Origin of the sequence: Fibrobacter sp., from assembly GCA_024399065.1 — a bacterium.
Lineage (GTDB): Bacteria > Fibrobacterota > Fibrobacteria > Fibrobacterales > Fibrobacteraceae > Fibrobacter.
Genome location: JAKSIB010000037.1, coordinates 1 through 24,308 on the forward strand (window position 1 = coordinate 1; position 24,308 = coordinate 24,308).

Genomic DNA, 24,308 nt, shown 5'->3' on the forward strand with positions numbered 1-24,308 from the left:
AAAGCCATAGGCTTTTTAGAACCACCGGCCTAGCCGGTGGTTTTCATATACCCAAGAAACAGCCTCGGACGAATCCGGGGCTGTTCTTGTGCCGGATTTTCGTCCAGCACTTCGGGGGTTAGGAGGAACTTTTTGCGACGTTCCGCGACGCTTTACTTCACAGTGAACACGCCGTTTTCGTAGTCGATGACCACTGGCTTTGCTGCGGAAATTGCGCCAGACAAAATTGCATGACTCAGGGGGCGTTCTACATTGCGTTCAATGAAACGCTGAATAGGACGTGCACCGAATTCCGGCTGGTAGGCGCCATCGGCAATGGCGTCCAGGGCGGTGTCGGACAGAGTCAACTGCAAATCCTGACGGGCGGCACGCTTTGCAAGGCCAGCGAACTTCAGCTTTACAATGTCACGGATCTGAGGCTTGGTAAGGCTCTGGAACACCAGAGTTTCATCCAGACGGTTCAGGAATTCCGGGCGGAAGAAAGCGTGAAGGTTGGCGTCAATTTCATCCAAGGTCACCGGCGCCGTATTGCCAGAGGCCAATCGTTCCCGGAACTTTTCAGAGCCCAAGTTAGAAGTCATCAAGATCAGTGTATTCTTGAAGTTCACCGTGCGGCCCTTACCATCAGTCAAACGGCCGTCGTCAAGAACTTGCAGCAAGGTGTTGAACACATCGGGATGAGCCTTCTCGATTTCATCCAGCAGGATGACGCAATAGGGCTTGGTTCGTACAGCTTCCGTCAGCTGGCCGCCTTCTTCGTAGCCTACGTATCCCGGAGGCGCGCCAATCAAACGGCTAACCGTATGCTTTTCCATGTATTCGCTCATGTCGATACGGACCAGAGCATTTTCGTCATCGAAAAGTTCCACAGCCAAGGCCTTGGCCAGTTCCGTCTTGCCGACACCCGTGGGGCCTAGGAACAGGAAGCTGCCAATAGGAGCGTTCTCGCGGCTTAATCCGCTACGGTTCCTCAAGATGGCTTCAGACACAGCTTCCACTGCATCATCCTGACCAATAACGCGAGCGTGCAGGCGTTCATCCAAATGCAACAACTTGGACTTTTCACCTTCGCAAAGTTTCGTCACCGGAACGCCAGTCCAGCGGCTTACTACCAGGGCGATGGTATCTTCCGTCACCTCTTCGCTCAAATCGGAATCAGCTGCGGCCTTACGCATCGCTTCGGTCTTTTCGGCGATTTCCTTTTCCAAGTTCACGATCTTGTTGTACTTCAGTTCTGCGGCGCGGTTCAAGTCGTAGCGGGCTTCGGCCTGTTCCATTTCGTCCTTGGCCTGCTGCAAAGCTTTCTTCAAGTTCTGCAGTTCAGCACTCTGGGCGCGACGATCCTGCCAGCGCTCCTGCATGGCCTTTACCGCGGCTTCCGTCAAAGCCAATTCCTCACGCAGCTCTTTCAAGCGCTTTACAGAATTGTCATCCGTTTCCTTCGCCAGAGCCTGCTCCTCGATCTTCATCTGCAGTTCCTTACGCTGCAAGGTATCCAGAGCTTCAGGCACCGTATCCATCTGGGTCTTTACAAGGCTTGCGGCTTCATCGATCAAGTCAATCGCCTTATCCGGAAGGAATCGGTCGCTAATGTAACGGCTGGACAGCTTAACAGCTGCAACCAGGGCGTTATCGTGCAAACGGACTCCGTGGTGGGCGTCAAAGCCATCCTTGATGCCACGGAGGATGGAGATAGATTCTTCTTCGCTGGGTTCGTCAACCTGCACCGGCTGGAATCGGCGTTCCAACGCGGAATCCTTTTCGATGTACTTACGGTATTCCTGGGTGGTGGTAGCGCCAATGCAGTGCAATTCGCCACGAGCCAGCTTCGGCTTCAGCATATTGCCCAAGTCCATGGAGCCCTCGGTCTTGCCGGCGCCCACGATGGTATGGATTTCATCAATGAACAGAAGAGTATTTCCGTCTTCTTCAAGAGCGTCCAGAACAGATTTCAGACGTTCCTCGAAGTCGCCGCGGTACTTTGCGCCAGCCATCAGGGCGGACAAATCCAGGGCGAAAAGTTTCTTGCCCTTCAAGGCGTCAGGCACATCGCCGCGATAGATTCGCTCGGCGAGCCCTTCGACGATAGCGGTCTTACCCACGCCAGGTTCACCAACGAGGCAGGGGTTGTTTTTCGTCTTTCGGCTAAGGATCAAGATAACACGACGGATTTCCTCTTCACGGCCAATGACCGGCGAAAGCTTGCCATCGGCAGCCATTTCCACCAGTTCACGGCCATACAACTTCAGCGGAGACTGTTCCTCGGCATTGGCGGCACCGGCGAAAGGATCGGAGAGCCAAGTCTCCACCACTTCCACAGAGCCCAGGGCATCCTCAAACACCTTGGCAAGGCCACGATCCCCTGCAAACTTCATCAAGGCCACCAGCAAGTCGCCGGGGGTCACCATGCGGTTCACCTGACGGGCCGCCTGCACAGCTGCACGCAAAACACGGTTCAAGTCGTTATCGGGGCCCACATCCGGGTTCGCCCCTTCCACACGGGGCACCTTCTGCACAAAAGGCTCCAAACGACCGCGCAGTTCATTTCCCTTAATGCCCTTGCTCTTGTACAGCTTTTTCAGGGTAGCGTCAGGACCTTCCACCAGACCCACGGCCAAATGGGCACATCCCAGGTAGGAATGGGAATTACGGTCCATCAAACTCTGGGCCTTGGCCAAAACCTTTTCTGCATCGTTATTAAAATCAGACATATTTGCCTCTTTTGGCGATTAGCGGCATTGCCATCCCGCTTTTTCGCACTTTTCCTTTTATTTATCGCTCCTTCTTATGCAATTGTCATGCCAAACCCACGAAAAAAGCACTTTTTAGTACAATTCGCCATAAAAAAACGCATTTTTTATAAAAATGTGGTTTTTTAGCTCAAAAACGACAATTTTATTGTTTAAAACAGGAACTTCTCCCTTCTCAAAATAAATCGATTTACTGCTCCATTTTGCAACATGTCAAACTTGTAGAAGCAAGTAAATTTATTGTTTGCTGTTGTAAAACACAACAACGGAATATGGTCTTGGAGTATACCTCTTTGGAGGCTACAAATCTATCTTATAGATACAAAACCAAACATCCCATACACCAAAAAACGGTTCCCCTTCAAAGGGAGCCGTTTTTTTTTCGGGTCGCGGCGTTCGGCCGGGTGTGGCGTTCGGCCGGGTGTGGCGTTCGGCTTGTAGGGTGTGGCACTAGCTTCGCTAGTGCTCACCCCATCACCTCGGCCATGCCCCAAAACAAGTTTTGGGTCGCGGCGCTCGGCCGAGTGTGGCGCAAGCGCCACCCTCTGCGGCTCGGTCATGCCAGAATGCAAGCATTCCGGCGCGACACTCGCCTTGTAGGGTGTTGTAAAACTATACAACACTTTGTCATCCAGGAGTATTCCACATTGGAGGAGGAATATGTAATTTATGAACACAAAACCAAACATCCCATACACCAAAAAACGATCTCTCCTTCTCGGAGGGATCGTTTTTTTCTGCAAAGACCTTTGGAGCACAACTACACTAACAATATCCTATCCCAGGTTGTCCTAGAAAAGCCGTTTCAGGCTTTGTTCATAGGCATTTTCGTCATGGAATTTATGCAAACGCAGCATTATCCAGCAAAACATTCACATATGTCTGGTACGGGATGCCCGCTTCTGCCGCTTTTTTCTTGATTGCATCAACGGTTTTGACCTTGAGTCGGATGGAATACATCTTTTTCTCTTCTTTAGAATCAGCAACGGCTTTCCTGATTCGGGCCAACGATTCTTCAAGAGTCTCCGATTCATTGCCACCAGTGATTACAGTCATAGGTTCTCTCACGGAGGTGTCATTTTCGAGTTCCTCAATTTCCTCCTTAGAAAGGAAATCATCAACCAGTTTAAAGCCCTTGGGCAGTCTAGTCTTCTTACGCATCTTGCACCTCGTCTTCTCATCTATTACCCTCATTATTATAGCAAATGTATTGACAATTATCAATACAAGCCAACATTCATCCACCATTTTCCCCTTAGACTCGGCGACCATGGCCGAACTCATGCTACGATGTCGGAATCATAACGATTTGATTCCGAGAAAATTCATCTTTAGTCATAAAGCCTCCTTTGTTCATTTACTGTTTCCAGAGGCGTCTTTAAAATACGGCAAAGCCATATAACAAAAAGACGCACTTCTCCATTTGACAGAGAAGTACGTCGGGCAGTAATGTAGGTGATTTTTAGAAAGTTGGCAAGGGAGGGAAAATATTTTTACAAAGCAAAACCTAATCAAATAAAAAATTCTTTGGCTCGCAATCTACTTTCCTTTTGGGGGTTAGGTTAAGTTATTCGGCCTTGGGTTCTTCAGTCGAGGCGTCGACGCTCACGGACGGCGTTTCGGCGGGGGCGCTCGCTTCGGAATCCTCGGCGTCCACAGATTCTTCTTCGTCGCTCTTGACGGTCTTCTTGGTGCTCTTGGCAGCCTTGGAGGCCTTGACACTTTCGATGAAGGAGTTCACGTGGTTGATGAAGGTCGGATCGAAGTCCTTGTTTTCGCCCTCGATTTCGGCAATGGCGTTCACGCGCTTCACCAGGGCCTTGTAGGCGTTCTCGCAGTTGAGCTTGGCGGTCCTGATATCAGTACCGATCTTGGTTGCGCCAGCCTCCATCCTGTTGTGGACGGCTTCTACGAAAGCTTCCTGGGCGGATTCAAGTTCCTGGAACCAAGACGTAAAACCAGCCTGCTTGTGTACGGACTTGTCCAGGGCAGAGATATCCTCGATCAAGTTGCCAAGAATACCGGATTCGGTATTGTTGTTTGCCTTGCGGATATCCGGGAACTTGTCGTACACCGCCTTGATGGTCAATGCGGCCTCGGCAACTTCTTCCGTGGAGCTCTTGACCATGGCATTCAGGTAGGCAAGGCCGTTTGCATAGGCCTCGTCGCGGCGCTTGTCTGCAGCCTTCACCAGTTCGTCCATGGTAAGGTCTCCTTGGTTGTTCTTCAGAAGAACCTTGAGCTTTTCCGCTGCGGAACGGTATTCCGCAAGAAGCTTGCCGGTGGTTGCCTCGGGCAACACAGAAGTTTCACCGAGAATGTGACTGTGGAAACCAAGAGCCTCATTTGCAGAGAACAGATGGGTGCTATACTGAGTGATTTCGTAACTCATATTTATCTCCTAACAAGTTTGCCGCTAAACAATTTTCACCCCATGACACCGTAGCGGCAGTCACCTCGAAAGAGGGACATCAAAAGAAATACGAATTTCAAGTATGCCAGACCATAAATCTTGTTATAAATTTCAAAAAAATTGAATCTTGCGTAAATTTATAGATTACGAAGTACACTCAAGATGAAATTTCTACGCTTGTGAGTTTCCGAAGGTTCACTCGAGATGAAATTTCTATGCTTGCGCATTTCCGAAGATTCACTCAAGATGAAAATCCAACACCCGCGAATTGCGGGAAGTACATACAAAATGGAATTTTAGCGAACGCAACTCGTCGAAAGTTCACTCAAAATGAAATTTTAATTGACGAGACTCGCCAAAAGCACGTTGAAAATGAAAATTCAACGTGAGAAATTTCCTGAAAGTACATCAAAAATGAAAATGCAATGTACGCAGCCTTAGCGGCCGCCAACAAGGATCTGGTCCACCTTGATGGAGGGCTGGCCCACAGTCACAGGAACGTGGCCGGAGCTTGCGCCGCAAACGCCTGCAGCAAGTTCCCAGTCATTGCCCACCATGCTAATGCGGGGCATGATTTCGTGGCCCTTTCCGATGAGAGCAGCGCCGCGGACCGGTTCGCAAATCTTGCCGTCACGGATCACGTAGCCTTCATCCACGGCAAAGTTGAATTCACCAGTAGCCGGGTTCACGGAACCGCCTGCCATACGGGCGGCATACAGGCCGTAATCCACGCTGGAAATCATGTCGTCCAAGGTATCCTTGCCCGGGGCGATAAAGGTATTGCGCATACGGCTTACAGGAGCGTACTTGTAGCTTTCGCGGCGAGCGCTTCCAGTGCGGGCAATACCCACTTCCTGGGCGCCAACACGGTCAGACATGTAAGTCTTCAGCACGCCGTTTTCGATCAAAACGGTGCGTTCCGTGGGAGTTCCTTCGTCATCCACCTTCAGGCTTCCCCAGACACCGTCCAAGGTGCCGTCGTCAATGGCAGTCAGGCAAGGCTGACCAATGACTTCGCCCAGCTTTCCGCAGAAGGGGCTTGCATTACGGCGCACCGATTCCGTTTCCAGCGGATGTCCGCAGGCTTCGTGGAAAATCACACCGCCAAAGCCGTTGCCCATGACCACAGGCATCTGGCCGCCGGTAATGTAACCTGCAGTCAGCATGCGCAAAACGCGTTCGCCAGCAGAAGTAGCCAACTGTTCCGGATCGTAATTTGCCAGCAGTTCGTAACCGCCAATAGCGCCCGGACGTTCCGCAGAAGTCAACCGTTCCGTACCATCGGAAGCAGTGACGCTAACGCTCAAGCGCAGGTGGGAACGATCCATTTCGATGTTCAAGCCTTCGCTGTTGAGCAAATGAATATGGGTGCAGTCATCAGAAACGCTGACCGCAACCTGAGCCACCTTGTCGGACATGGCGCGAGCCGTCTTATCTGCACGGAACAAGAAGTCCTGCTTTACCGCCTGACCCAACACGCGGGGGTCCTTGAAAGCGGCGGCATTATAGTCGCAGACACGCTTTGCAGGAGCAAATTCAAAAGGCTTTGCAGCGGAGCCTACCCCACCGTTCATGGCGGCAATGCGGCCAAAAGCCAAAGTCTTCACCAAGTTCACCAAGGCTTCTTCAGACTCGTCGCTGGTAAAACCATAAAGCACTTCGGTACCATAGAGCAAACGAATGCCGATACCGTAATCCGTGCCCGCCGTAGCAGATTCAATCTGGCTAGACTTCAAACCCAAGGAGGAACTGCGGGTTTCTTCTTCGAAAATTTCTACAAAGTCAGCACCGGCGTTTTTGCCGGCTTCAAAAATCTTTACTGCAACAGACGGATTCATCGACTAAACCTCGCGAGTAGCCACGCCACCCTTGCGCATGGCGTCCTTGATTTCAGGAATGGTGTAGTCGCCAAAGTGAACCATAGAAGCCACCAAGGCAGCATCTGCGGAAGTCTTGTTGAACAAGTCCACAATGTGGTCCGGAGTGCCGGCGCCACCGCTGGCAATCACAGGAATCTTCACGGCGCGGGCCACCTGGTCCGTAATGTTCAGTTCGTAACCGTTCTTGACACCGTCGGTATCAATGGCGTTCAAGCAAATTTCACCAACGCCCAGTTCTTCGGCCTTCTTGGCCCATTCCACGGCATCCAGACCCATAGCCTGGCGACCGCCGCGAATATAAACTTCGTAACCGCTGGGGAACTTCTCGGAAACGCCCACAAACTTGGCATCCATACCCAGCACAATGCACTGACGGCCAAAAGCCTTGGCACCTTCTGCAATAATTTCCGGATGAAGAACAGCCAAGCTATTCACGCTCACCTTTTCGGCACCGGCAAGCAAAGCCTGGTGCATGTCGTCGAGATTGCGGATACCGCCACCCACTGCAAAGGGGATAAACACACGCTTTGCAATCTGGCGGATCATTTCCATGTCGCAGGGGCGATTCTCGGCACTGGCGGTAATATCGTAGAACACCAGTTCGTCCACGCCTTCGTCGCTATAGCGGGCACCCATCTCCACCGGATCGCCGATATCGATATTACCCTTGAACTTAACACCCTTCGTCACCTTGCGGTCACGGACATCCAAGCACACAATCAAACGTTTAGTAAGCATGACTCAAATTTAGTAATTCTTTTTTGGTTCCCACGCGGGGGTAGTTCTCACAGTTCAAGAAAAATCAAAAGGAGGATTCCGAAGAATCCTCCAGGTAATCTTTTCCGAAGTCCGGCAACAATTACAAATTGCGGTCGATAACGGTCTTCACAGTGTTCTTGGGAACTGCGCCAACCACATTGCCCACTTCAACACCGTTTCTGAACAGCTTCATGTTGGGAATGTTGGTGATGCCGAAACGAGCGCAAATGTCGCTCACACCCGGATCATCCACGTTGATCTTGGCGATGATAGCCTTGCCATCGTATTCAGCAGCCAGTTCTTCAACAACCGGACCCATCATCATGCAAGGGCGGCACCAAGTAGCCCAGAAATCAACGAAAACCAGTTGACCAGAGCTAATCACTTCATCAAAATTTTGAGCAGTAAGAGTCAAAGCAGCCATTTAAAGCCTCCATTTACAAAATTAAAGATAGCAAAAATTAGAAGGTAAAGCCAATGGTATAGTTAATATCGATTCCAATTCCGATATTCGTCACATCTTCCACATCATTTTGGCCATCTTTGTCAATAAAAACCTGACTATAGACAGCACCAATGTCCAAAGAAGTAACAAAATGGGTGCCAAGACGGTACTTTCGACCTAAATAGGCGCTAAGAGCAATGCCATTTCCGGAATCTTTAAGGTTATCGTACCTGCTATCATCGTATTTATGAATCAGCTTTACGTATTCATAGGTAAAATGAACCGATGTGAACCAGCCCACATGCTTTCGGTCAAAATAATAACGGAAACCTTCAGACAAACCGAAAACATCTATGTAGCCCGACTCATGCTTCTTGGAAATTCTTTTTCCGGAATAGAACGGACGGGTGATAATAGAAGCGTTGGTATTGATTACCGCTTCCACAGTTGCATAAAATGACGGATTGTCCCAAAATAAGGGATAAGTAATCAAGGAAAGAGGATGAAGTTCGACAGCGAACAAAGGCTCATCGCTTTCCACATACTTTTCCTTCGCAGGAACAGCTTCAGTCTTTTTTCCTGCAGCAGGAACCTGGGCAAAGGCGGCCACCGCAAGGACGGCCACACAAAGCAAAGATTTAACAAACCAATTCTTCATACACAACCTAAAAGAAATTAGTAGATAAAGCGGATAGCGTCGCAATAAAGTGTGGCGCCATCAACACCCACATAGAAATTACCCGCAGAACTAGCCGCCATGGCAATTCGAACGTGAGTTACAGGGAAATTTTCAGGAGAATTTGTATCAACAAGGTGATTGTCAATACCCTTCGAATTCTTTAATCCAGAAGCATCCAATGCACTAGACTGATACAGCGGGGATCCAGTCAAAGCCTTACCATAATTAAGTTTCATTCTTATCGTTTTGAAACCCGTACGTTTTGCGTCCGTAATCGAGACCACATCCGGGTCATCTGTAGAAGTTACTGTGGTAGCTCGATACCATGCAGAAGCAACCATCGTGTTCACGTCCGTTGACGTACGATACCTATTTTTTCCATCATTAGCAGTACGTTCAATTCCATCTTTGGTCAATCTACTTTCCAGAACAACATACAAGTCACAGGAATCTCCCTTTCCTTCATATTTCACATCAAACTCTACATAACTGGGACGGCCATAGAAAGGACGACCAAAGTCAATAAGTTCATTACCATCCTTATAGCCTAACATTGATGTAGCTAATTCTCCCTTGGGGTTAAAATAGCCCGTAAAGGTATTACCACTTGCAATTTTTCCCATATACTTTGTAGTAGTCATTTTCAGAACTTCACCACTTTCAGTAGACACGGCCAATTGTTTCGTGAAGCTATTATTCCCGTTATCCCAGCCCTTAAGGTCATAATTGTTTTTGTTGTCATCTGCAGTCCAAACACTTGCAGTAATGTTCATACTCGGGTATTGGTAACCAGCTTTAAGCTTATATGTCTTTGTTTCCCCTATGGAATTCTTCACGACAATGGTCTTTGTCTTTGCAAAATCGTAGCTTCCACCCTTCTTGAATCCATCAATAACGGCATCCTTAGACAAAACCAGGGAATCAACAACCAAAGAATTCAATTTCAAATCCTTCGAGTAATCCATTTCAAAGAAAATCGAATCAGACGACGGATCAATAACACCGACAACCTTTTGAGAGCCAATAGAAATGTATCGCAATTCAGGGGATTCAGGTGGTTCTTCCACAGCAGCCTCAATGGTCCATTCCTTCGTAGAACCATCTTCGGCGGAAACGACAATAACCGCACTACCATCGGACAAATCCACAGGAAGTTCTGTTGTCAAAGACGCTTCAGCAGAAAGTTCGCTCATAAAGAAAACTTCACTCAAATTCGTTCCATAAGCAACCTTGAAAGCGATTGTTCTCTTTTCAGCATCAATTACCGGAGCTTCTGTAACAGAAATTCCTTCCAATTCAAACTTCACGATTTCTGCAGCGCTAGACTTAGGATAGTCCGCAGAAACAGTCCATTCCACATCGGAGCCGTCTTCAGCAGTAATAGTCAACTTCTGCGGAGTGCGCAAATCCTTAGAAGCCAGTGTAGCAGAAGCCAAATCAGAGACCTTGATGGTCACAGCCACATCAGCCATAGCATCCTTGGAAGTCATGTGGAGAACAACCGTCTTATTTTCGGCATTCACCGTTGCTGCAGAAACTTCTCCCGTTGCAGAAATAGAGACAAGTTCCTTTTCGCTAGAAGCCACATAGTCTGCCGCAGCAATGCTAAGCAGCAACACCCATGTCCTTTCCGTACCATCTTCGGCAGTAACCTTAAAATTCTGTGACTCAGCCCAAGATTCCACTTCACTGGGATTGGGAGCAATCTTTGCACCGCTGGAAAGAATGCAAGTATCGATCTTTGCAGTTTCCAAGGTTTCATCACTCTTCAGTTTGATGGAAATGGTATCAGCGGCGTCACCGTTCTTGGTGCTGGTACTAATCTGGTTCTTGAACTTCAGAGTCAAATTGGTAGCGGAGTTCTTGACAGCATCAACAACAACAATCCAAGTCTTCACAGAATCATTTTCCGCAGTCACCTTAAAGGTCTGAACCACAGACCAATCCTTTACAGACTTGGGATCAACATCAATTTTTGCAAGACGATGAACAAAGGAAACGGTGGAATCAAGAACTACCGTTTTCAAGTCCGTGCCCTGAGCAAAGGTCACAAAGATTGTATCATTACTAGTCTTATTTTCCAATTCATCAACAAACTTAATCGTAAAGTTGTTATCGCCGCTCTTCTGAACTTCAACGCTAGAAGAAGACTGATCGGCAGTCACACTGCTGCTAGATTTCACATCAGATTCTTCGCTAGAAGATGTTCCTTCGGAAGCAGAAGAAGTCACTTCCTTTTCCACGCCAGGAATGGTAAATTCAACCTTCCAGATGGCCGGGTCACCGTTTTCAGCAACCACCATCAAGTAAATTACCTGGCTCTTGGGAATACGGATCTTGTCTCCAGCCTTAAGGCTCTTCTTGACATAGGAGACTTCCTGAGCCAAGGAATCCAGGCCAGCGGAATCACTGGGGAATTCCTTGAACTTGCCATCTACCAAATGCAGCGTAGCCAAGTTGCTGGCGCTGATGTAACCAATGGTCAAAGAATCCCAAGTTTCCAGGGATTCAGCCGGGGCTACAGTTGTAATCTTGATAACGTGCTCGCTTTCCGAGAAGGACGCATCGCCATCCTGTTCTTCAAAGGCAATATTCTTGAAGACATTATAATGGGAGGTACCGAATTCGTCGTAGTCTGCGGTGCAGGCAACAAGGCCTAGTACAGCAAGAACCGAGACCAAAAAGATATACAACTGTTTCATACTAACCCCTTAGTAGTTCAGTTTGAATTCATCGATTGTGAGCTGGGAACCTTTACCACCACGATACTTTCCGCTATTGCCCAAGGTTCCACCATCAACAACAAATGCATAGGCAGAGGAAGCGAACATCACGCGAATAGAGGCGACTTCTTCTTCCCCTGTTCCCAATTCCAAGTCATTGATGCCTGCATAGCCCTTACCGAGCAATCCTGCATCAGAGCCATACTGAAGGTCAACCCTTTCTGTAGCAAATTCTGATGATGCGGTCTTCACGATAGAACCCGCAGCTACAATTTCGTTATTTGCGCTAACAAGGATTACATAAATCAAACCCTGCTGCGGATATGTCGAATTGCTATTTGCCACGTGCTCATAAGAATACGTTACATCAAAGGATACAGGTCGTTCACTAAACGGCTGTCCAAATGTCATGCCCAAAGATATATCGGAAGCATAACTGGCATCTGGAGTACCACTTGTATAATTCCACTGATACAAATGGACTATGTCCGTATTAGCAAAGGATCCTGCAAAATAGAAGCCACCAGCCATCTTCCAGCTTCCATTTAACAAGAAGGAACCAACAATTTCTCGAGTAGTCAGAGTCAACTTTGAGCCTGCAAATTCAGCATTAGCAGCAGACTCTATTTTAATGGCAGCAACCGTTTTAGATTTTGCCATAGCATCGCTGGTACTGCCCCAGAAGGTCTTATCCCAGCTATCGAAATGAGAGCCAGGCAACTGGGCGCCAACGTATTCAGAGGAACTGGATTCCGGTTCCACCTGTTCACTGGAGGAGCTTACAACGATTTCTTCAGAACTGCTGGACTCCGGAACGACTTCGCTGCTAGAGCTTTCTACGACTTCAGAGGAACTGCTGGGAACAACAATTTCGGAGGAGCTAGATTCCACCACGACTTCTTCGCTGGAAGAACTAACCACGATTTCTTCAGAGCTGCTGGATTCTACAACTTCTTCGCTGGAGGAACTTTCTACGATTTCTTCAGAGCTGCTAGACTCTACAGTTTCTTCGCTAGAGCTTGAGGGAATAATTTCACTAGAAGAGCTTTCTTCAACCGGTTCTACAGAACTGGAAGATTCGTCAACTGTTTCAGAAGAACTGGATTCTACAGTTTCTTCACTGGAACTAGATTCTTCGTCTTCGTACTTGCTGGAGCTAGAGACGTCGGCATCTACGGAGCTGGAAGACTTTTCTTCCACAGGGTAAGAAATAGTCCAAACAGCAATGGTACGATCCTTGTCATCCAGAACAACAATACGAACCATATTAGTGTCAGCAAACTTGATCACGGAACCTTCGGTCAGTTCGTTATCCCAGTCAAAACTGGGATCCACCGGGTCATCATCCGTTGCGACAAAGTACTTTGCACCGCCCAAGGTAGACAAGGAACCAACGACCAAGGAATCAACGGCCTCGGGCAAGGTGATTTCCAGGTTTTTCTCATCTACGGAATATTCTGCAGATTCAAAAATGTCTGCAACCTCTTCGGGATTGATTTCATTAATCTTTTTCCCTTCTTCGCCACAACCGGCCACCAGGCCCAAAGATGCCAACAAGGCTCCACCAACCATCAACTTTTTAAAATAATTACGTTGCATTTGTAGACTCCTTAAAAGAATGCGACCAAGGAGAAATTCAAGGCCAAAAGGTTAATGGTAAAGTTCACGATGTTCGCAACAATGCGGCTACTGGTTTCACCGTTTTCCTCAATATCCAAGACGCTGGTGCTCAAGCCCAACAATCCGACGGAGGTTTCAAAGGCAAAACGGTCCAGCACCATAATGCAAATACCAGGATTGATACCCACCTCGATAGACCAGGAGGAATTCCTGGACTTATCCATTTCCTCGCCGTTGTCGCTTTGGGATATGCCGTAGGAATAGCCCACGTTAATAGAGGTTTCGTTAAAGAAATAAAGGTTACGAGAATCAAACACCTTAAAGTAATTCTTCAGCATGGGCTGGAAGAAGAAGCCGTTACTTACATACTTGCGGTGTTGCTTCATGTCCAAAAGATCTTCCAGCATGGCGAAATCAATATCATACCAGGTGCGGGAGTAGCCAGCGCGCAAACCGATAGCCATGGCGTCCTTGATGAAGTAGCCCCCGAAGGCTTCCAAGGTAAAGGTGTAACCATAAGCTTCGTACACATCGCCAATCATGATGTTCAAGGCGTCGTCTTCAGAATTAGCCTGGATCAGGGAAAGGGACAAACCGGAATAGACATGGCCCTTGGCAATGGCTTCGTCCTTTTCTACAGGGAACAAGGACGCGAGCAGACCACCTTTCTTTGCGGGTTTAGAAGTATCCGCAGCAACAGCAGTTTCCTGAACCTCAGTTTTTGCGGTATCTTCAGCAACCGTTACAGAGTTTTCTGCAGGCGCCACAGATTCAGCAGCTGGTTCCGAAACCTGTTGTGCTGTTTGTTCCAAAGAAGTCTCAGAAACAACGTTTAATTCAGCAGAAGTTTCAATATTTTGATCATCCTGCGCAAAAGACGAAACTGCCCCAAACAGCATCGTCAAAACAACAAATATGCTAAATGTTTTCCTCATGCCCCAAATATAAAAAAGTCCCTACAATAAGGATTTAAAACTCCCTTCAAGTTAGGGTAAAATACTATACGGCAAACAAGTTAATTTGCGTTATTTTTTGAATCTGAGGAACAACCCCTCAATTTCCGAGCGGAACGCCTTGAACATGGTCATTCCACGCAAAGAATCATTAAAATAGTCCACTTCCATGAAATCCGGAGCCTCAACTTCAGCATTTTCCAGATCGGTAGTCATTTGTATGTAATTTGACGGATCCGCCACAACGACAACCAGCATGGTATAATCGGCAGTCACCGGCACACTAAATCCGACCTCAAATTCCAGGATTAAACGGCGATTTTCAAATTTCACCTTAAAATCCTTGATTTTTTCCGCAGTCAAGAATTTGGTACCAAGAAGAACATAGTTGTAATAGTTTTCCTTGACTATGGGGTCCAAAATTTCTTGTCTAAGAATATTCGTTTCCTTTTCAGACAAAATTCCATCGCCATCATCGACAGACGATATCATGGCGGCACTGTAAATTTCGTCATAAGTCCAGCGATTTTTCACCCCAGCAAACCCCTGGTTATCAAAATCAACCGTTACCGAGGCATCAAGAAAAACATGAGGATGTGCAAAAGCCGTCCCGCATACACTAAGCAATAGCAATACACAAAGAACGGCTTTTCGAATCATGGGTCTCCCCAAAACTAGAATGCAAGAATAAAGCCGGCAGTGAGAAGGCCTATGCCCAAGGCCCCAAGGCCTACACCGACGCCGAATTTAGTGTCACCGCTGTCATTGAGACGGTGGTTATCCTTAACCATCTGGCGTGTGTCGTCACTATCAAAGGCGGCCAATTTTTCATACACCTTTTTCTTATCAGCAGCGGCAGACCAATCTCGTTCTGCAAGGAACCACAACACACCACCAGCAACAACGGGAGCGATGGAAGCCCACAACATAACTCGACCAACACGATGTTTGCTTCGTCTGCTGTTAAATTCGTTCTGAGCCTGAATGAAGTCCAAATCGTCAAGAACCGGAGTCATTTCGACGTTCACGATATTCGGCATATAAGGCTTGATTTCCAAGGTAACGGAGGTATCACGATAGCCAACCTTACGCAGGTAGATCTTTGCATCGACCTGGGGCTTGATGCTATCAACCACCATGTCCGTAATGTAATGAGGCATCACGTACTCCGTAGGTTCCTCGTTAACAAATACTTCCACGGCTTCAGGATCAGTATTCAAAGTCAGTCGAGTAGACGGACGAAGAACAGGTATGGTCACCTTATTCAAGCTATCCTTGTTGATACGGACCACTGCAGAGCCCCACCATTCCACATCCTTAAGAACCTGCATTACAGAAATCGTGTACTTGCCAGGCTTGATGTTCTTGATGGTATCAGGAGCAGTCTGCTTCAACGGAATGCCATTCACAAAGAGAGAGCAAGCGGCCGGTTCAGAAACCACATAAAGATTTGCAGATCCCGGCGGATACAGCTCAATCTTTTCTTCTTCCTCGACAATTTCAAGAACTTCATAATTGGAAAGGGAGAGGTCAATCATGACTTCGTCTTCCAAGTTATAAAGGCGCTTCAAGTCAAGTCGATAAATCTTGATAAAGGGATTTGCCGCATCGGCTTCAATACTATCCTGGATTTCACGCTGACGAATTTCTTCTTCAACCTTGGCGATTTCCTCCATTTTCTTTCGGTCATCTTCCTTGGCCAAGGCCGTTTCAAGGTCATCATCGGAGCCATCATCTTCTGCGACAGTTTCGGTTGCTGTTTCAGCTTGAGCAGCAACAGATTCCTTCACGGCATCGGTCATAATGACGGCAGTATCTTTCTTGATTTCGACTTCTTCGTCTTCTTCTTCCTCGACTTCTTCAACTTGCTGGCCGTTGCTTCTCTGAAGTTCCGCATTTGCTGCGTCAGCCAGACGTTCAAAACGTTTCAGCTGTTTTTCGGTAGGCTTCTTGAGGTAAACAGTATCCTTTTCAATTTTCACGAAAATGGCTTCCTGTTCAACAGAATCGCCATTCACCCAATAACGGGCTGCAACTTCTCTTTTTTTCGGACCTTCGGGAACAGAGACCGCCACCTTTGCGGAATCTACAGCCGGAGCCTTCGCTGCAGAATCCACAGCAGCGGAGTTTTCGGAAGCAGCTTCAAAAGCCGCGTCCTGAGAGGATGCTGATTCCTGAGTCCAATCATCAGCCTCTTGTGCAAAGGCTACGGCACCCAAAAATGCAAACGAAATAAAAATCTTCTTCAACATGTAAAGAAAGATAAATAAAAAAAGGGGCCAAAAGCCCCTTAAATTCTAGGTTTTTATCATTTTTGCACAATAAATCGGGCCTCTTCCCTCGGAACGGTCAGGAAGAATATGAACACCAAATTCTGTACGGTCCGCACCAGGCAAAAGATCCCTGATTTCCACCGACTGCATCGACGGCCTTTTCTTCAGAATTTTCTTGACAACATCGTCATTTTCCATGGGAGAAAGGGCGCAAGTACCATAAACAAGCATACCACCCGGACGCAAGGCATCCACAGCAGAGGCGAGCAGGGCTCCTTGTTCTACCGAAAGACGCTTCACTCGCTTACTGGACCATTCCGCCAAGTGGGTGGGAGAAGCCAAGACATGTCTATCAGAAGAACAGGGTGCATCCAACAAAATGCAATCGTAGGACTCCTTTTTATGAAGTCCGAACTTCATTCCGTCATAGCCGGTAACATTGATAATATTACGCCAGGATTCGGGCAAAGATTCGTCAATGACGCGTTTCAAACGCATTCTGCGATCCGGTGAGCGATCGTTGCTCTGCAACGACCCCTCCCCCTTCAATTTTGATGCAATTACGAGAGTTTTACCGCCAGGAGCGGCACACATGTCCAAAACATCCATGCCCGGCTCCACGCCCAGAGCTTCCGCAGCAAAAACCGAAGCCTCATCCAGAAAATAAGGCTCCAAATTGTCGCCAAACTGCAGTTTCGTCGCCCTGCCCTCGCCCTTCAGAGCTTCCAACAGCGCAGGCCAACGTTCTCCGTATAGTTTCTCGTAATAGTCAAAAAATTCCATCACACCCAAACATAGAAATTACAAGAAGTTTCGCACAAGGATGACTATTCCTGCGTCCGCATCAACGGCATAATTAATGAATTCAGCCAAAAAACGAAAAAACCTCTCGTTTCCGAGAGGTCTTTTCATTGAGTTACCAGGATTCGAACCTAGACAAACAGAGTCAGAATCTGTTGTGCTACCATTACACCATAACTCATCGTGTGAGCCAAAGTTAGTTAAACTATTTTGCTTTGGCAAGGGGATTTTTGAAAATTATTTCAAGCTGGGGGGTGAATAGGTCATCCACTGCTGTTGCTGGGTGCCATCTTCCGGCAGAGAAACCGGGGTCAGAGTCACATAAACCCATCTCGGAGCGTCAGATTTCTGCAAAACAGACATCACCTTCGGGTCGCCAGAGTACAGCACAATTTCCTGATTTCCCTTGGGCAAATCAGCCAAGGTCAGCAAATTGCAGGTCACATCGCGAACAAAGTGGGAGGTTCCCTTAATACCCACAACCACGCTATTCACCATGCAGTTGGAAGACTGGGTGGTATCATCACGATCAACAACCAGGGAAACGCCGCTAATCAAAGTCGACGGCTTGGACAAGGTATCCGCACCAATATCCAAAGTGTCCTTTAATTTTGCGATTTCCTTCTTTTGGACATAACGGGAAGTTCCAGCAAGGAACACAATATCATCCTGGACCTTGCGGAACTCCACTCGGAAGGAGTCTTCCGGGACAGATTTCGGCAGAGGCAACCACCAGCGGCCAAGACTATCAGTCTTTGTGAGGGTCTTGAATTCCAGGGAGTCCCCTTCAGTGAATTCAAAGCCGAACAAGTCCGTAATCAAGGAAACTTCAACACCTTCACAGGGTTTGCCATTCTTGCATGCTACGGTTCCAGACAAACGAGCAACATCCTTTGCTGCGGCTTCAGATTCCTTAATCAGGGAATCGATTTCGGTAGTGGTACTCCAGATGAAGGGACCCACGTCCAAGGTGTCCCCTCCCTTAATCGTGCCATCCATGTTCCAACGGCGATAGATCAGGGAATCAGCGACGCCAGATTCCTGCAACTTTGCAACAATCTGCGGGTCACCCGGGAAGAATTCCATCCACCAGTCACCTTCCGGAATCAGAACTGAGAAGGAATCGCCAGCGAAAACGCTTTCATGGAAAGGAGTTCCGGCCACATAGACCACAAAGTGAGAGCCCACCTGAACCGCAGGTTCGGCCACATCTTCATAAGTCATAGAGCTCTTGAATATAGCAGCCTTGGCCAGCTTGATGTTTCCAAGATCCTTGGATTTAGACGTTGTACGCGGCAGGTAGAAAATTTCAGCAACAGAGGCGTCAATAACAGCCAGCTGGAATGTATCGGCCAAGACGGAATCAAAGGAATACTTACCCTTGGAATCAGTCATAACCTCAAGCTGTTCAGGCATGCCAACGCCGTCGGCAACCTTCATACGGGCCATACGGACAATTGCATCGGAAGCAACACTGCCATCTTCATGATAGACAACACCAGCAATGGTATTTCCGGTGTCAGTCACAGTGCCGGCAACATTCGGATTACAACCAACCAAACAGCTTGCAATGGCCAAAAGCACAAGCAAGGAAGACTTCAAAACAATCTTACTCATTTTTCATCCTCTTCTGTTTCAGGTGGAAGTTCCATTTTTTCCTTGCTCAGCGGGAAGAACTGAATGTTCATCTGGCAGACCATGGTTTCACCTTCGTCGGAGCGAATGATGTCCACCACTTCCTTGCGGAACAAGTCAATCTTACTGATAATACGTTCCAGGCCTTCGGCAGAAACGCTCATCGTCATACAAGATACATTTCTACGTTCGGTGCTGTAATGATCCAGGGCATTTTTACCCAAATCGATCATCTGCTTCTGGAATTCATGTACAAAAAGCGGCGCAATTTCGCTACCGCTGAAGATAGCCTTGTTCACAGAACGGAAATAGCCATCTTCTGCAATTTCAATAAGACCCAAAGTCTTGAGCAGCTGGATAGCCTGCTTAGCCTGGGGCAAGGAGATCTTCGGGTTCAGGAACAAAGCCAGTTCCTGAATATTCTTTTCATTGACATTCAGGACAGACAATGCTTCGCGAGCAGCAACATAATACCACTTGCTATAGTATTCCTGCTGGCTTTTGGTCAAAGACTTAATGGCATTGGGCAACAGGGCGGACATCTGGTCGAAGATAGCCTGCTTGGAAGCAGCCGTTGTTGCATGGGTAAAGTCGACCATCAAGGTGAAATAGCGGCCTTCCTTCTCATTCAAGCCCAAAGCTGCAATAAACTTCGGCAGCATCTGCGGAGTGAGGGACTTACGGCCTCGAATCAGGTCCAAATAGAAGCCAGACGAGGAATACCCCGCCTTTTTGGCGAAAGACCTGTACGAAAAATATCTTTGGACGGACTTACGGTAGTCGTAGTAGTCCTGAAGATATTTTCGATAGTTATAATATGCGTATACGTTCATCGGCATAAAAGATAATTTTTTTGCCTATTTTTGGGAACACCTGTTTTTGAAAATTTACGAAATTTCAGGCACCAAACCATTCCAATCCGCACTATTACTGGGATAAGGAACACTTAGAGAACACTTTCGCGAACACTCTTCATTTTTCCTATACCCACCTTGAAAAAATTTGCCTATATTTAGGGAACACCCAATCCCATCCCTCGGACTTTCGCTTCACTCCAAGCGAAAGTCCTTTTTTTTTATAACAAAAAAGGAACATTTTCAAGCCTTTTATAGCTTCGGGCTTTTACTAAATTTGGGCCATGGAAATGAAAAAAACGCAAATCGTCCCGAAAATCAAGGAATTTTTCCTTCGCGCACTTCGTTTGGTAGGCGTTTTTGCACTTATTTACGTTTGTATGGTATTCTATCTGGCTCTCACCGAGCGCCAAAAAGCATTTCCTAGGGCTATTACGCATAAAGAAGCGAACGCAGCCATCCAAGGCAAGGCCAAAAGTCTATCCTGCACCTTAGAAGACGGCATTGTTCTAGGAGGATGGAGCCTGGGCAGCGAAAACGACCCTATTTTGCTGTATTATCCCGACGCAGAGGAGGACGCTGCGCAATTTTTGGCCGAAATTGAAGAAATTCCGGGAATTCAGCTGGTCACTTTCAATTATAGAGGCAGCGGAGAAAACAAGGGAAAACCGTCAGAAGAGAATTTTGAAACCGACGGAAGCCAAATTTTCGAATGTTCCGCCCAGGTAAACGGAGTTGAGCCTCCCTACGTCATGGGACGCGGTACAGGAGCCATACTTGCCGCTCAGCAGGCGTCCAACAAAAAATACGCACAAACGGTTCAGTTAATCTTTAGCGATCCCATTTTCAGCATCGCCGACGCCGTATCACAAAAATATCGCAAGTTGTACCCAAAGTTTCTCGTAAGATCAAGGGTCAGTGTATCACAAAATATTTTCGATAACATAAAAAAAGATCCATTAATCATACTTGACCGTAAGCAGTTTGAGCATAGAACGAAAGATAATATTCGTATCATAAAAAACAAAACAATTGTAAGCAGAGATGGAGAAACTTTAAACACCACTCTCCGAAAAGCATTGAATTTAAGCACATCAAACGCTGATTCGATTAAAACAAACTAAAAAAACTCTGTATACAGATAATTTGTTACAAAAAGTTGTTTTTCAAAAACTATTGTTCTTTTTTACTTATAATAGTTGCCTAAGGACAACATTTTTTATTAATTTGCATAAAAATTTTAGCACAAACACATTAGTGAGGATGTAACAATATGGAAAGTGTTCTTGTCAAAATGGATATTCGCGGTTTTCTCCGTTTCCCTGCAGAAGCAATCAAGTCCATGAAGTTGGATAAGATGGCCAAGCCGGAAACCGACAAAAAGGGCAACACAGTCGATGCAGGTCCTTATGCGGATATCGAAGTTGATCCCGTCGGCAAGCGCATCGCAATCACCCCGACCAAGGATGCCAAGGCTACCTCTTTCCGCTTTATTCTCGGCGTGAACGGATCCAAGTCCAAGTTCCTTTATTTCAAGGGTGCCCTGAATGCAATTGGCGAAACCATCGCTACCGGCGCATACACTCTTGAAAAAGACGGCAATAGATACGTCTTCACCAGCAAGAACGCACCCAAGAAGAAGGGCGAATGGCAGTTGATCGCCTGCCGTAACGCAGTCGCAAACAAGACCATGCTCTCTATCGACTCTCGTGGAACCATTATTTTCGACAAAAATTCCAAAAACGCCGTGAATACTGTCGTAAATAATACTATGATTGCAGAGTACGACGCTGCAAAGAAGAATTTCAAGCTGACTTTCAGCAAGAAGGGCTTCATCAACGTCCGCACTATCGCTAGCCATGCTAACGCATCCTTCATGGGAACTCTTTCTTCCCAGGGCATCGCCCTTCCCAAGAAGAGTTTCCGTACCGAATGCAAGATTGACGGCAAGGTGCTCACCTTTAACATCGCTGCTTTGGTTGCCGAACAGAAGGCCGCAGCTAAGGCTAGCAAGAAGTAGTCAAACGTAGCCACGAGGTTCAATATGATTGACGTTCTTAAAGTCTTCTACCAGACTCACTACAACTTTGCTGCTCTCAGCATTTTGTTGTTGCTTCTGTTCATCTTTCTTCTGACCAAGAAGAACATCCGTGCAGGCATCATTGTTTTCGCAATTTTGATTGTCTTCAACGTGTTCATCTTCAAGAAGACCGACGGAAAGGCTTGGACCATTTATATTGAACAACCGGCAGTCACCGACTCCTACGGCTATACTTCTAACCCCGAGCCCATCACCATGACGTTCTCCGTCAAGAAGAACTGGACTATCAAGGACGAAAAGGGCGAAGTACACCATTGGTGCTGGGTTGACGCAGCCTGGGACAGCTTTGCCAGCATGGATCTTGTGGCCAAGATTTGGGGCGAAAACTCCGCCAAGAAGATGACGAAGTCAACTGAGACCCGCGTCAACGGCGTAGAATAAATTAAGCGTCCTGAAAATTCAAAACTGAAATTTCACCTGCTTCCATCTGGAGGTAGGTGAGTTTTTTTATCCAGTCACCAGGGGAAGCCACCAAGCCCTGTTCCACGTTCCATTTTCCAAAAATGTGGTGATGACCAAGGACGCACATATCGCAGCCTTTCTTTTGCATGGAACGATTAGCCCAGTCAAGATATTCTTCCATCTTGATAACACGGGATTCCCCGTACTTACGGCTATTACGGCCAATAAACTTGGCGAGAGCCATTCCCCAGTCAGGATGTAACTGTTTAAACAGCCAACGATTCAATGGCAAGTCAAGAATTCTGCGAAACAGCCTGTAGCCGAAATCAGATTTCGCCACACCATCACCATGTCGGCAGAGAACCTTCTTTCCCTGAATATCAAGGACGACTTCCTTGTGAACCTGGACACCCAAGGTTTTCGGGAAAAAATCGCCGTAGGCAAAATCATGATTGCCCTGAAGCAAATGCACTTCTGCACCCGACTCAACCAACGCAGACAACGCCGCAAAAAGTTTAAAGTGATCGCGGCTCACATAATACGAATACTCGTACCAGAATTCAAACAGATCGCCAACAATCACCACATGAGAAGCTTTACCCGTAATGGATCTAAAGAATTCTACAAGCTGATTTTCACGATCGGGAATACAGCCTGGTGGGTCTATACCGAGATGGGCATCACTGATGAAATAAGCGTTCATGCAATTAATTTAGATAATACTATCTTTAAAGCATGAAACTCAAGTTTATTTTTACAAGGATTTTGCCATTGGGCCTAGCCATCCTGTGTGTAGGATGTTCCGTAAATTTGACCCGAGGCAACCTTGAAGGTCTCCCTATAACAACAGAAAAATACAGTTTCTTCGGAAACATTCCGATGATTTTCAATGGAGACACCCTTCAGCTCAGCCAGAACCTACTAAGGGCATATACCGCAGCGGCAAAGCCAGAAAGTTTTCCTAGAGAACATTGTCGAGGCACGGCTGCTATTAACGCCAGCGTAAAACAGAATTCCAAGGGATCCGCATTGGCACTTGGCGCTACAATTATTCCCTTTTGGCCTTTAATGCCAGTAAACGAATCTTGGACTTACCAACTGACGGCACGAATCTATTGCGAAGGAACTCTGGTAAAGCACATAGAATTCACCGAAGAAGACCTGGTCAGGGCAACCCTCTACGGAAAGTTCCGCAGCGACCTCTTGAACAAGGCTTCAGAAGAAATGCATCGCAAACTGGTACAAAGGCTTTCCTACGAATTGGGCATGAACAGACCTGTCGACCAGAATTCCGCCAGCGATTTTTAAAACAGATTTTCATAATTTAAGCAATATGTCTCATACTTTATACATTGTAGCCACTCCTATCGGAAACATGGAAGATATCACCTACCGTGCAGTCCGTATTCTTAAAGAAGTCCCGTTGGTTCTCGCCGAAGACACCCGTCATTCACGAGTTCTTTTCGACGCCTACAATATCAGCACTCCCATGGAGGCTTACCACGACTTCAACAAGGAAAAGGTTACCCCGAAGTATGTCGAGTTTCTGAAAAACGAAGGCGACATCGCCTTGATTAGCGACGCAGGCACTCCTGGCGTTGCCGACCCAGCATTCAATCTCGTTCGCGAATGCGTACGCGAAGGCATTGATGTTCGTGCAGTACCAGGCCCCTGCGCCATGATTACCGCCCTCGTTAGTAGCGGCATGCCAACCGACCATTTCACATTCCAATACTTCTCCCCCAAGAAGAGTGCCCAGAGAATTCATTTGCTGGAAAAGCTCAAGGATGAAGAAGCCACCCAGATTTTCTACGCCAGCCCGCACAACATCGATAAGTTTGTAGAAGAAATCAAGCAGGTCTTCGGCGATATCAAGATCGCCCTGATGCGCGAGCTGACCAAGAAATTTGAAGAACATCTCATCGGCACCCCCACCGAGATTTCTGCACATTTCAAATCTCACCCGCCCAAGGGTGAATTCGTTCTGATATTCAATCCTCAGGACAAGAGCGGACTCTAA

At 47.2% G+C, this 24,308-nt stretch carries 21 protein-coding genes and 1 tRNA gene; 5 read left to right on the forward strand and 17 right to left on the reverse strand.

Annotated features, from left to right (window positions below):
* Positions 1-152: 152 nt before the first annotated feature.
* The 16 genes from MJZ25_13790 to MJZ25_13865 all read right to left on the reverse strand — a co-directional run bounded on the left by MJZ25_13790 (position 153) and on the right by MJZ25_13865 (position 19,770).
* Positions 153-2,711: an AAA family ATPase gene (locus tag MJZ25_13790; GenBank protein ID MCQ2125246.1), complete on the reverse strand. Its 2,559-nt coding sequence runs from the start codon at positions 2,709-2,711 to the stop codon at positions 153-155.
* A gap of 879 nt (positions 2,712-3,590) precedes the next feature.
* Positions 3,591-3,911 carry a hypothetical protein gene (locus MJZ25_13795; protein ID MCQ2125247.1) on the reverse strand — a complete coding sequence of 107 codons (321 nt, stop codon included), beginning with the start codon at positions 3,909-3,911 and terminating at the stop codon, positions 3,591-3,593.
* A 406-nt stretch (positions 3,912-4,317) separates the two neighbouring features.
* Positions 4,318-5,142 (reverse strand): DUF6261 family protein, encoded by an 825-nt coding sequence (locus MJZ25_13800; GenBank protein MCQ2125248.1) that lies wholly within the window; start codon positions 5,140-5,142, stop codon positions 4,318-4,320.
* 458 nt (positions 5,143-5,600) lie between these two features.
* Complete coding sequence (locus tag MJZ25_13805; GenBank protein ID MCQ2125249.1) at positions 5,601-7,001, reverse strand: TldD/PmbA family protein; 1,401 nt, start codon at positions 6,999-7,001, stop codon at positions 5,601-5,603.
* A 3-nt stretch (positions 7,002-7,004) separates the two neighbouring features.
* Positions 7,005-7,781 (reverse strand): imidazole glycerol phosphate synthase subunit HisF, encoded by a 777-nt coding sequence (gene hisF / locus MJZ25_13810; protein ID MCQ2125250.1) that lies wholly within the window; start codon positions 7,779-7,781, stop codon positions 7,005-7,007.
* A 121-nt stretch (positions 7,782-7,902) separates the two neighbouring features.
* On the reverse strand, positions 7,903-8,226 hold the full coding sequence (gene trxA / locus MJZ25_13815; protein ID MCQ2125251.1) for a thioredoxin: 324 nt from the start codon (positions 8,224-8,226) through the stop codon (positions 7,903-7,905).
* 37 nt (positions 8,227-8,263) lie between these two features.
* A complete protein-coding gene (locus tag MJZ25_13820; GenBank protein MCQ2125252.1) occupies positions 8,264-8,905 on the reverse strand; it encodes a DUF3575 domain-containing protein in 642 nt (213 codons plus the stop codon).
* 17 nt (positions 8,906-8,922) lie between these two features.
* Positions 8,923-11,628: a PCMD domain-containing protein gene (locus MJZ25_13825; protein MCQ2125253.1), complete on the reverse strand. Its 2,706-nt coding sequence runs from the start codon at positions 11,626-11,628 to the stop codon at positions 8,923-8,925.
* Positions 11,629-11,637: 9 nt separating this feature from the next.
* Complete coding sequence (locus MJZ25_13830) at positions 11,638-13,248, reverse strand: PCMD domain-containing protein (protein ID MCQ2125254.1); 1,611 nt, start codon at positions 13,246-13,248, stop codon at positions 11,638-11,640.
* Between the two features lie 11 nt (positions 13,249-13,259).
* Positions 13,260-14,204: a hypothetical protein gene (locus MJZ25_13835; GenBank protein MCQ2125255.1), complete on the reverse strand. Its 945-nt coding sequence runs from the start codon at positions 14,202-14,204 to the stop codon at positions 13,260-13,262.
* A gap of 90 nt (positions 14,205-14,294) precedes the next feature.
* Positions 14,295-14,882, reverse strand: coding sequence for a DUF1007 family protein (locus MJZ25_13840; protein MCQ2125256.1), 588 nt, complete (start codon positions 14,880-14,882; stop codon positions 14,295-14,297).
* 14 nt (positions 14,883-14,896) lie between these two features.
* Complete coding sequence (locus tag MJZ25_13845; protein ID MCQ2125257.1) at positions 14,897-16,474, reverse strand: hypothetical protein; 1,578 nt, start codon at positions 16,472-16,474, stop codon at positions 14,897-14,899.
* 45 nt (positions 16,475-16,519) lie between these two features.
* A complete protein-coding gene (locus MJZ25_13850) occupies positions 16,520-17,278 on the reverse strand; it encodes an RNA methyltransferase (GenBank protein MCQ2125258.1) in 759 nt (252 codons plus the stop codon).
* A 128-nt stretch (positions 17,279-17,406) separates the two neighbouring features.
* Positions 17,407-17,477 (reverse strand) — tRNA-Gln (locus MJZ25_13855).
* A gap of 56 nt (positions 17,478-17,533) precedes the next feature.
* Entirely contained in the window at positions 17,534-18,913 is a 1,380-nt protein-coding gene (locus MJZ25_13860) for a carboxypeptidase-like regulatory domain-containing protein (protein ID MCQ2125259.1), read from the reverse strand.
* Positions 18,910-19,770, reverse strand: a complete 861-nt coding sequence (locus MJZ25_13865; protein MCQ2125260.1) for a TIGR02147 family protein — start codon at positions 19,768-19,770, stop codon at positions 18,910-18,912. Before MJZ25_13865 ends, MJZ25_13860 begins: the two co-directional genes overlap by 4 nt.
* A 299-nt stretch (positions 19,771-20,069) precedes the next feature.
* On the opposite strand from MJZ25_13865, the gene MJZ25_13870 reads away from it, so the two are divergent.
* The 3 genes from MJZ25_13870 (at position 20,070) to MJZ25_13880 (ending at position 22,267) form a co-directional block, all read left to right on the forward strand.
* Entirely contained in the window at positions 20,070-20,909 is an 840-nt protein-coding gene (locus MJZ25_13870; GenBank protein ID MCQ2125261.1) for an alpha/beta hydrolase, read from the forward strand.
* 149 nt (positions 20,910-21,058) lie between these two features.
* Entirely contained in the window at positions 21,059-21,805 is a 747-nt protein-coding gene (locus tag MJZ25_13875; protein MCQ2125262.1) for a hypothetical protein, read from the forward strand.
* Between the two features lie 24 nt (positions 21,806-21,829).
* Positions 21,830-22,267, forward strand: coding sequence for a hypothetical protein (locus MJZ25_13880; protein MCQ2125263.1), 438 nt, complete (start codon positions 21,830-21,832; stop codon positions 22,265-22,267).
* A gap of 1 nt (position 22,268) precedes the next feature.
* Here MJZ25_13880 and MJZ25_13885 read toward each other — a convergent pair whose 3' ends face one another.
* On the reverse strand, positions 22,269-22,991 hold the full coding sequence (locus MJZ25_13885) for a UDP-2,3-diacylglucosamine diphosphatase (protein ID MCQ2125264.1): 723 nt from the start codon (positions 22,989-22,991) through the stop codon (positions 22,269-22,271).
* Between the two features lie 32 nt (positions 22,992-23,023).
* Between MJZ25_13885 and MJZ25_13890 the strand changes: the two genes are divergently transcribed.
* On the forward strand, positions 23,024-23,596 hold the full coding sequence (locus MJZ25_13890) for a hypothetical protein (GenBank protein MCQ2125265.1): 573 nt from the start codon (positions 23,024-23,026) through the stop codon (positions 23,594-23,596).
* Between the two features lie 25 nt (positions 23,597-23,621).
* Entirely contained in the window at positions 23,622-24,308 is a 687-nt protein-coding gene (gene rsmI / locus MJZ25_13895) for a 16S rRNA (cytidine(1402)-2'-O)-methyltransferase (GenBank protein ID MCQ2125266.1), read from the forward strand.

What these genes read in the sequence shown, in the direction of transcription:
- MJZ25_13790 (MCQ2125246.1), bottom strand. Translation starts at nt 2,711, where the DNA reads ATGTCTGATTTTAATAACGATGCAGAAAAGGTTTTGGCCAAGGCCCAG.
- MJZ25_13795 (MCQ2125247.1), bottom strand. Translation starts at nt 3,911, where the DNA reads ATGCGTAAGAAGACTAGACTGCCCAAGGGCTTTAAACTGGTTGATGAT.
- MJZ25_13800 (MCQ2125248.1), bottom strand. Translation starts at nt 5,142, where the DNA reads ATGAGTTACGAAATCACTCAGTATAGCACCCATCTGTTCTCTGCAAAT.
- MJZ25_13805 (MCQ2125249.1), bottom strand. Translation starts at nt 7,001, where the DNA reads ATGAATCCGTCTGTTGCAGTAAAGATTTTTGAAGCCGGCAAAAACGCC.
- hisF (MCQ2125250.1), bottom strand. Translation starts at nt 7,781, where the DNA reads ATGCTTACTAAACGTTTGATTGTGTGCTTGGATGTCCGTGACCGCAAG.
- trxA (MCQ2125251.1), bottom strand. Translation starts at nt 8,226, where the DNA reads ATGGCTGCTTTGACTCTTACTGCTCAAAATTTTGATGAAGTGATTAGC.
- MJZ25_13820 (MCQ2125252.1), bottom strand. Translation starts at nt 8,905, where the DNA reads ATGAAGAATTGGTTTGTTAAATCTTTGCTTTGTGTGGCCGTCCTTGCG.
- MJZ25_13825 (MCQ2125253.1), bottom strand. Translation starts at nt 11,628, where the DNA reads ATGAAACAGTTGTATATCTTTTTGGTCTCGGTTCTTGCTGTACTAGGC.
- MJZ25_13830 (MCQ2125254.1), bottom strand. Translation starts at nt 13,248, where the DNA reads ATGCAACGTAATTATTTTAAAAAGTTGATGGTTGGTGGAGCCTTGTTG.
- MJZ25_13835 (MCQ2125255.1), bottom strand. Translation starts at nt 14,204, where the DNA reads ATGAGGAAAACATTTAGCATATTTGTTGTTTTGACGATGCTGTTTGGG.
- MJZ25_13840 (MCQ2125256.1), bottom strand. Translation starts at nt 14,882, where the DNA reads ATGATTCGAAAAGCCGTTCTTTGTGTATTGCTATTGCTTAGTGTATGC.
- MJZ25_13845 (MCQ2125257.1), bottom strand. Translation starts at nt 16,474, where the DNA reads ATGTTGAAGAAGATTTTTATTTCGTTTGCATTTTTGGGTGCCGTAGCC.
- MJZ25_13850 (MCQ2125258.1), bottom strand. Translation starts at nt 17,278, where the DNA reads ATGGAATTTTTTGACTATTACGAGAAACTATACGGAGAACGTTGGCCT.
- MJZ25_13860 (MCQ2125259.1), bottom strand. Translation starts at nt 18,913, where the DNA reads ATGAGTAAGATTGTTTTGAAGTCTTCCTTGCTTGTGCTTTTGGCCATT.
- MJZ25_13865 (MCQ2125260.1), bottom strand. Translation starts at nt 19,770, where the DNA reads ATGCCGATGAACGTATACGCATATTATAACTATCGAAAATATCTTCAG.
- MJZ25_13870 (MCQ2125261.1), top strand. Translation starts at nt 20,070, where the DNA reads ATGGAAATGAAAAAAACGCAAATCGTCCCGAAAATCAAGGAATTTTTC.
- MJZ25_13875 (MCQ2125262.1), top strand. Translation starts at nt 21,059, where the DNA reads ATGGAAAGTGTTCTTGTCAAAATGGATATTCGCGGTTTTCTCCGTTTC.
- MJZ25_13880 (MCQ2125263.1), top strand. Translation starts at nt 21,830, where the DNA reads ATGATTGACGTTCTTAAAGTCTTCTACCAGACTCACTACAACTTTGCT.
- MJZ25_13885 (MCQ2125264.1), bottom strand. Translation starts at nt 22,991, where the DNA reads ATGAACGCTTATTTCATCAGTGATGCCCATCTCGGTATAGACCCACCA.
- MJZ25_13890 (MCQ2125265.1), top strand. Translation starts at nt 23,024, where the DNA reads ATGAAACTCAAGTTTATTTTTACAAGGATTTTGCCATTGGGCCTAGCC.
- rsmI (MCQ2125266.1), top strand. Translation starts at nt 23,622, where the DNA reads ATGTCTCATACTTTATACATTGTAGCCACTCCTATCGGAAACATGGAA.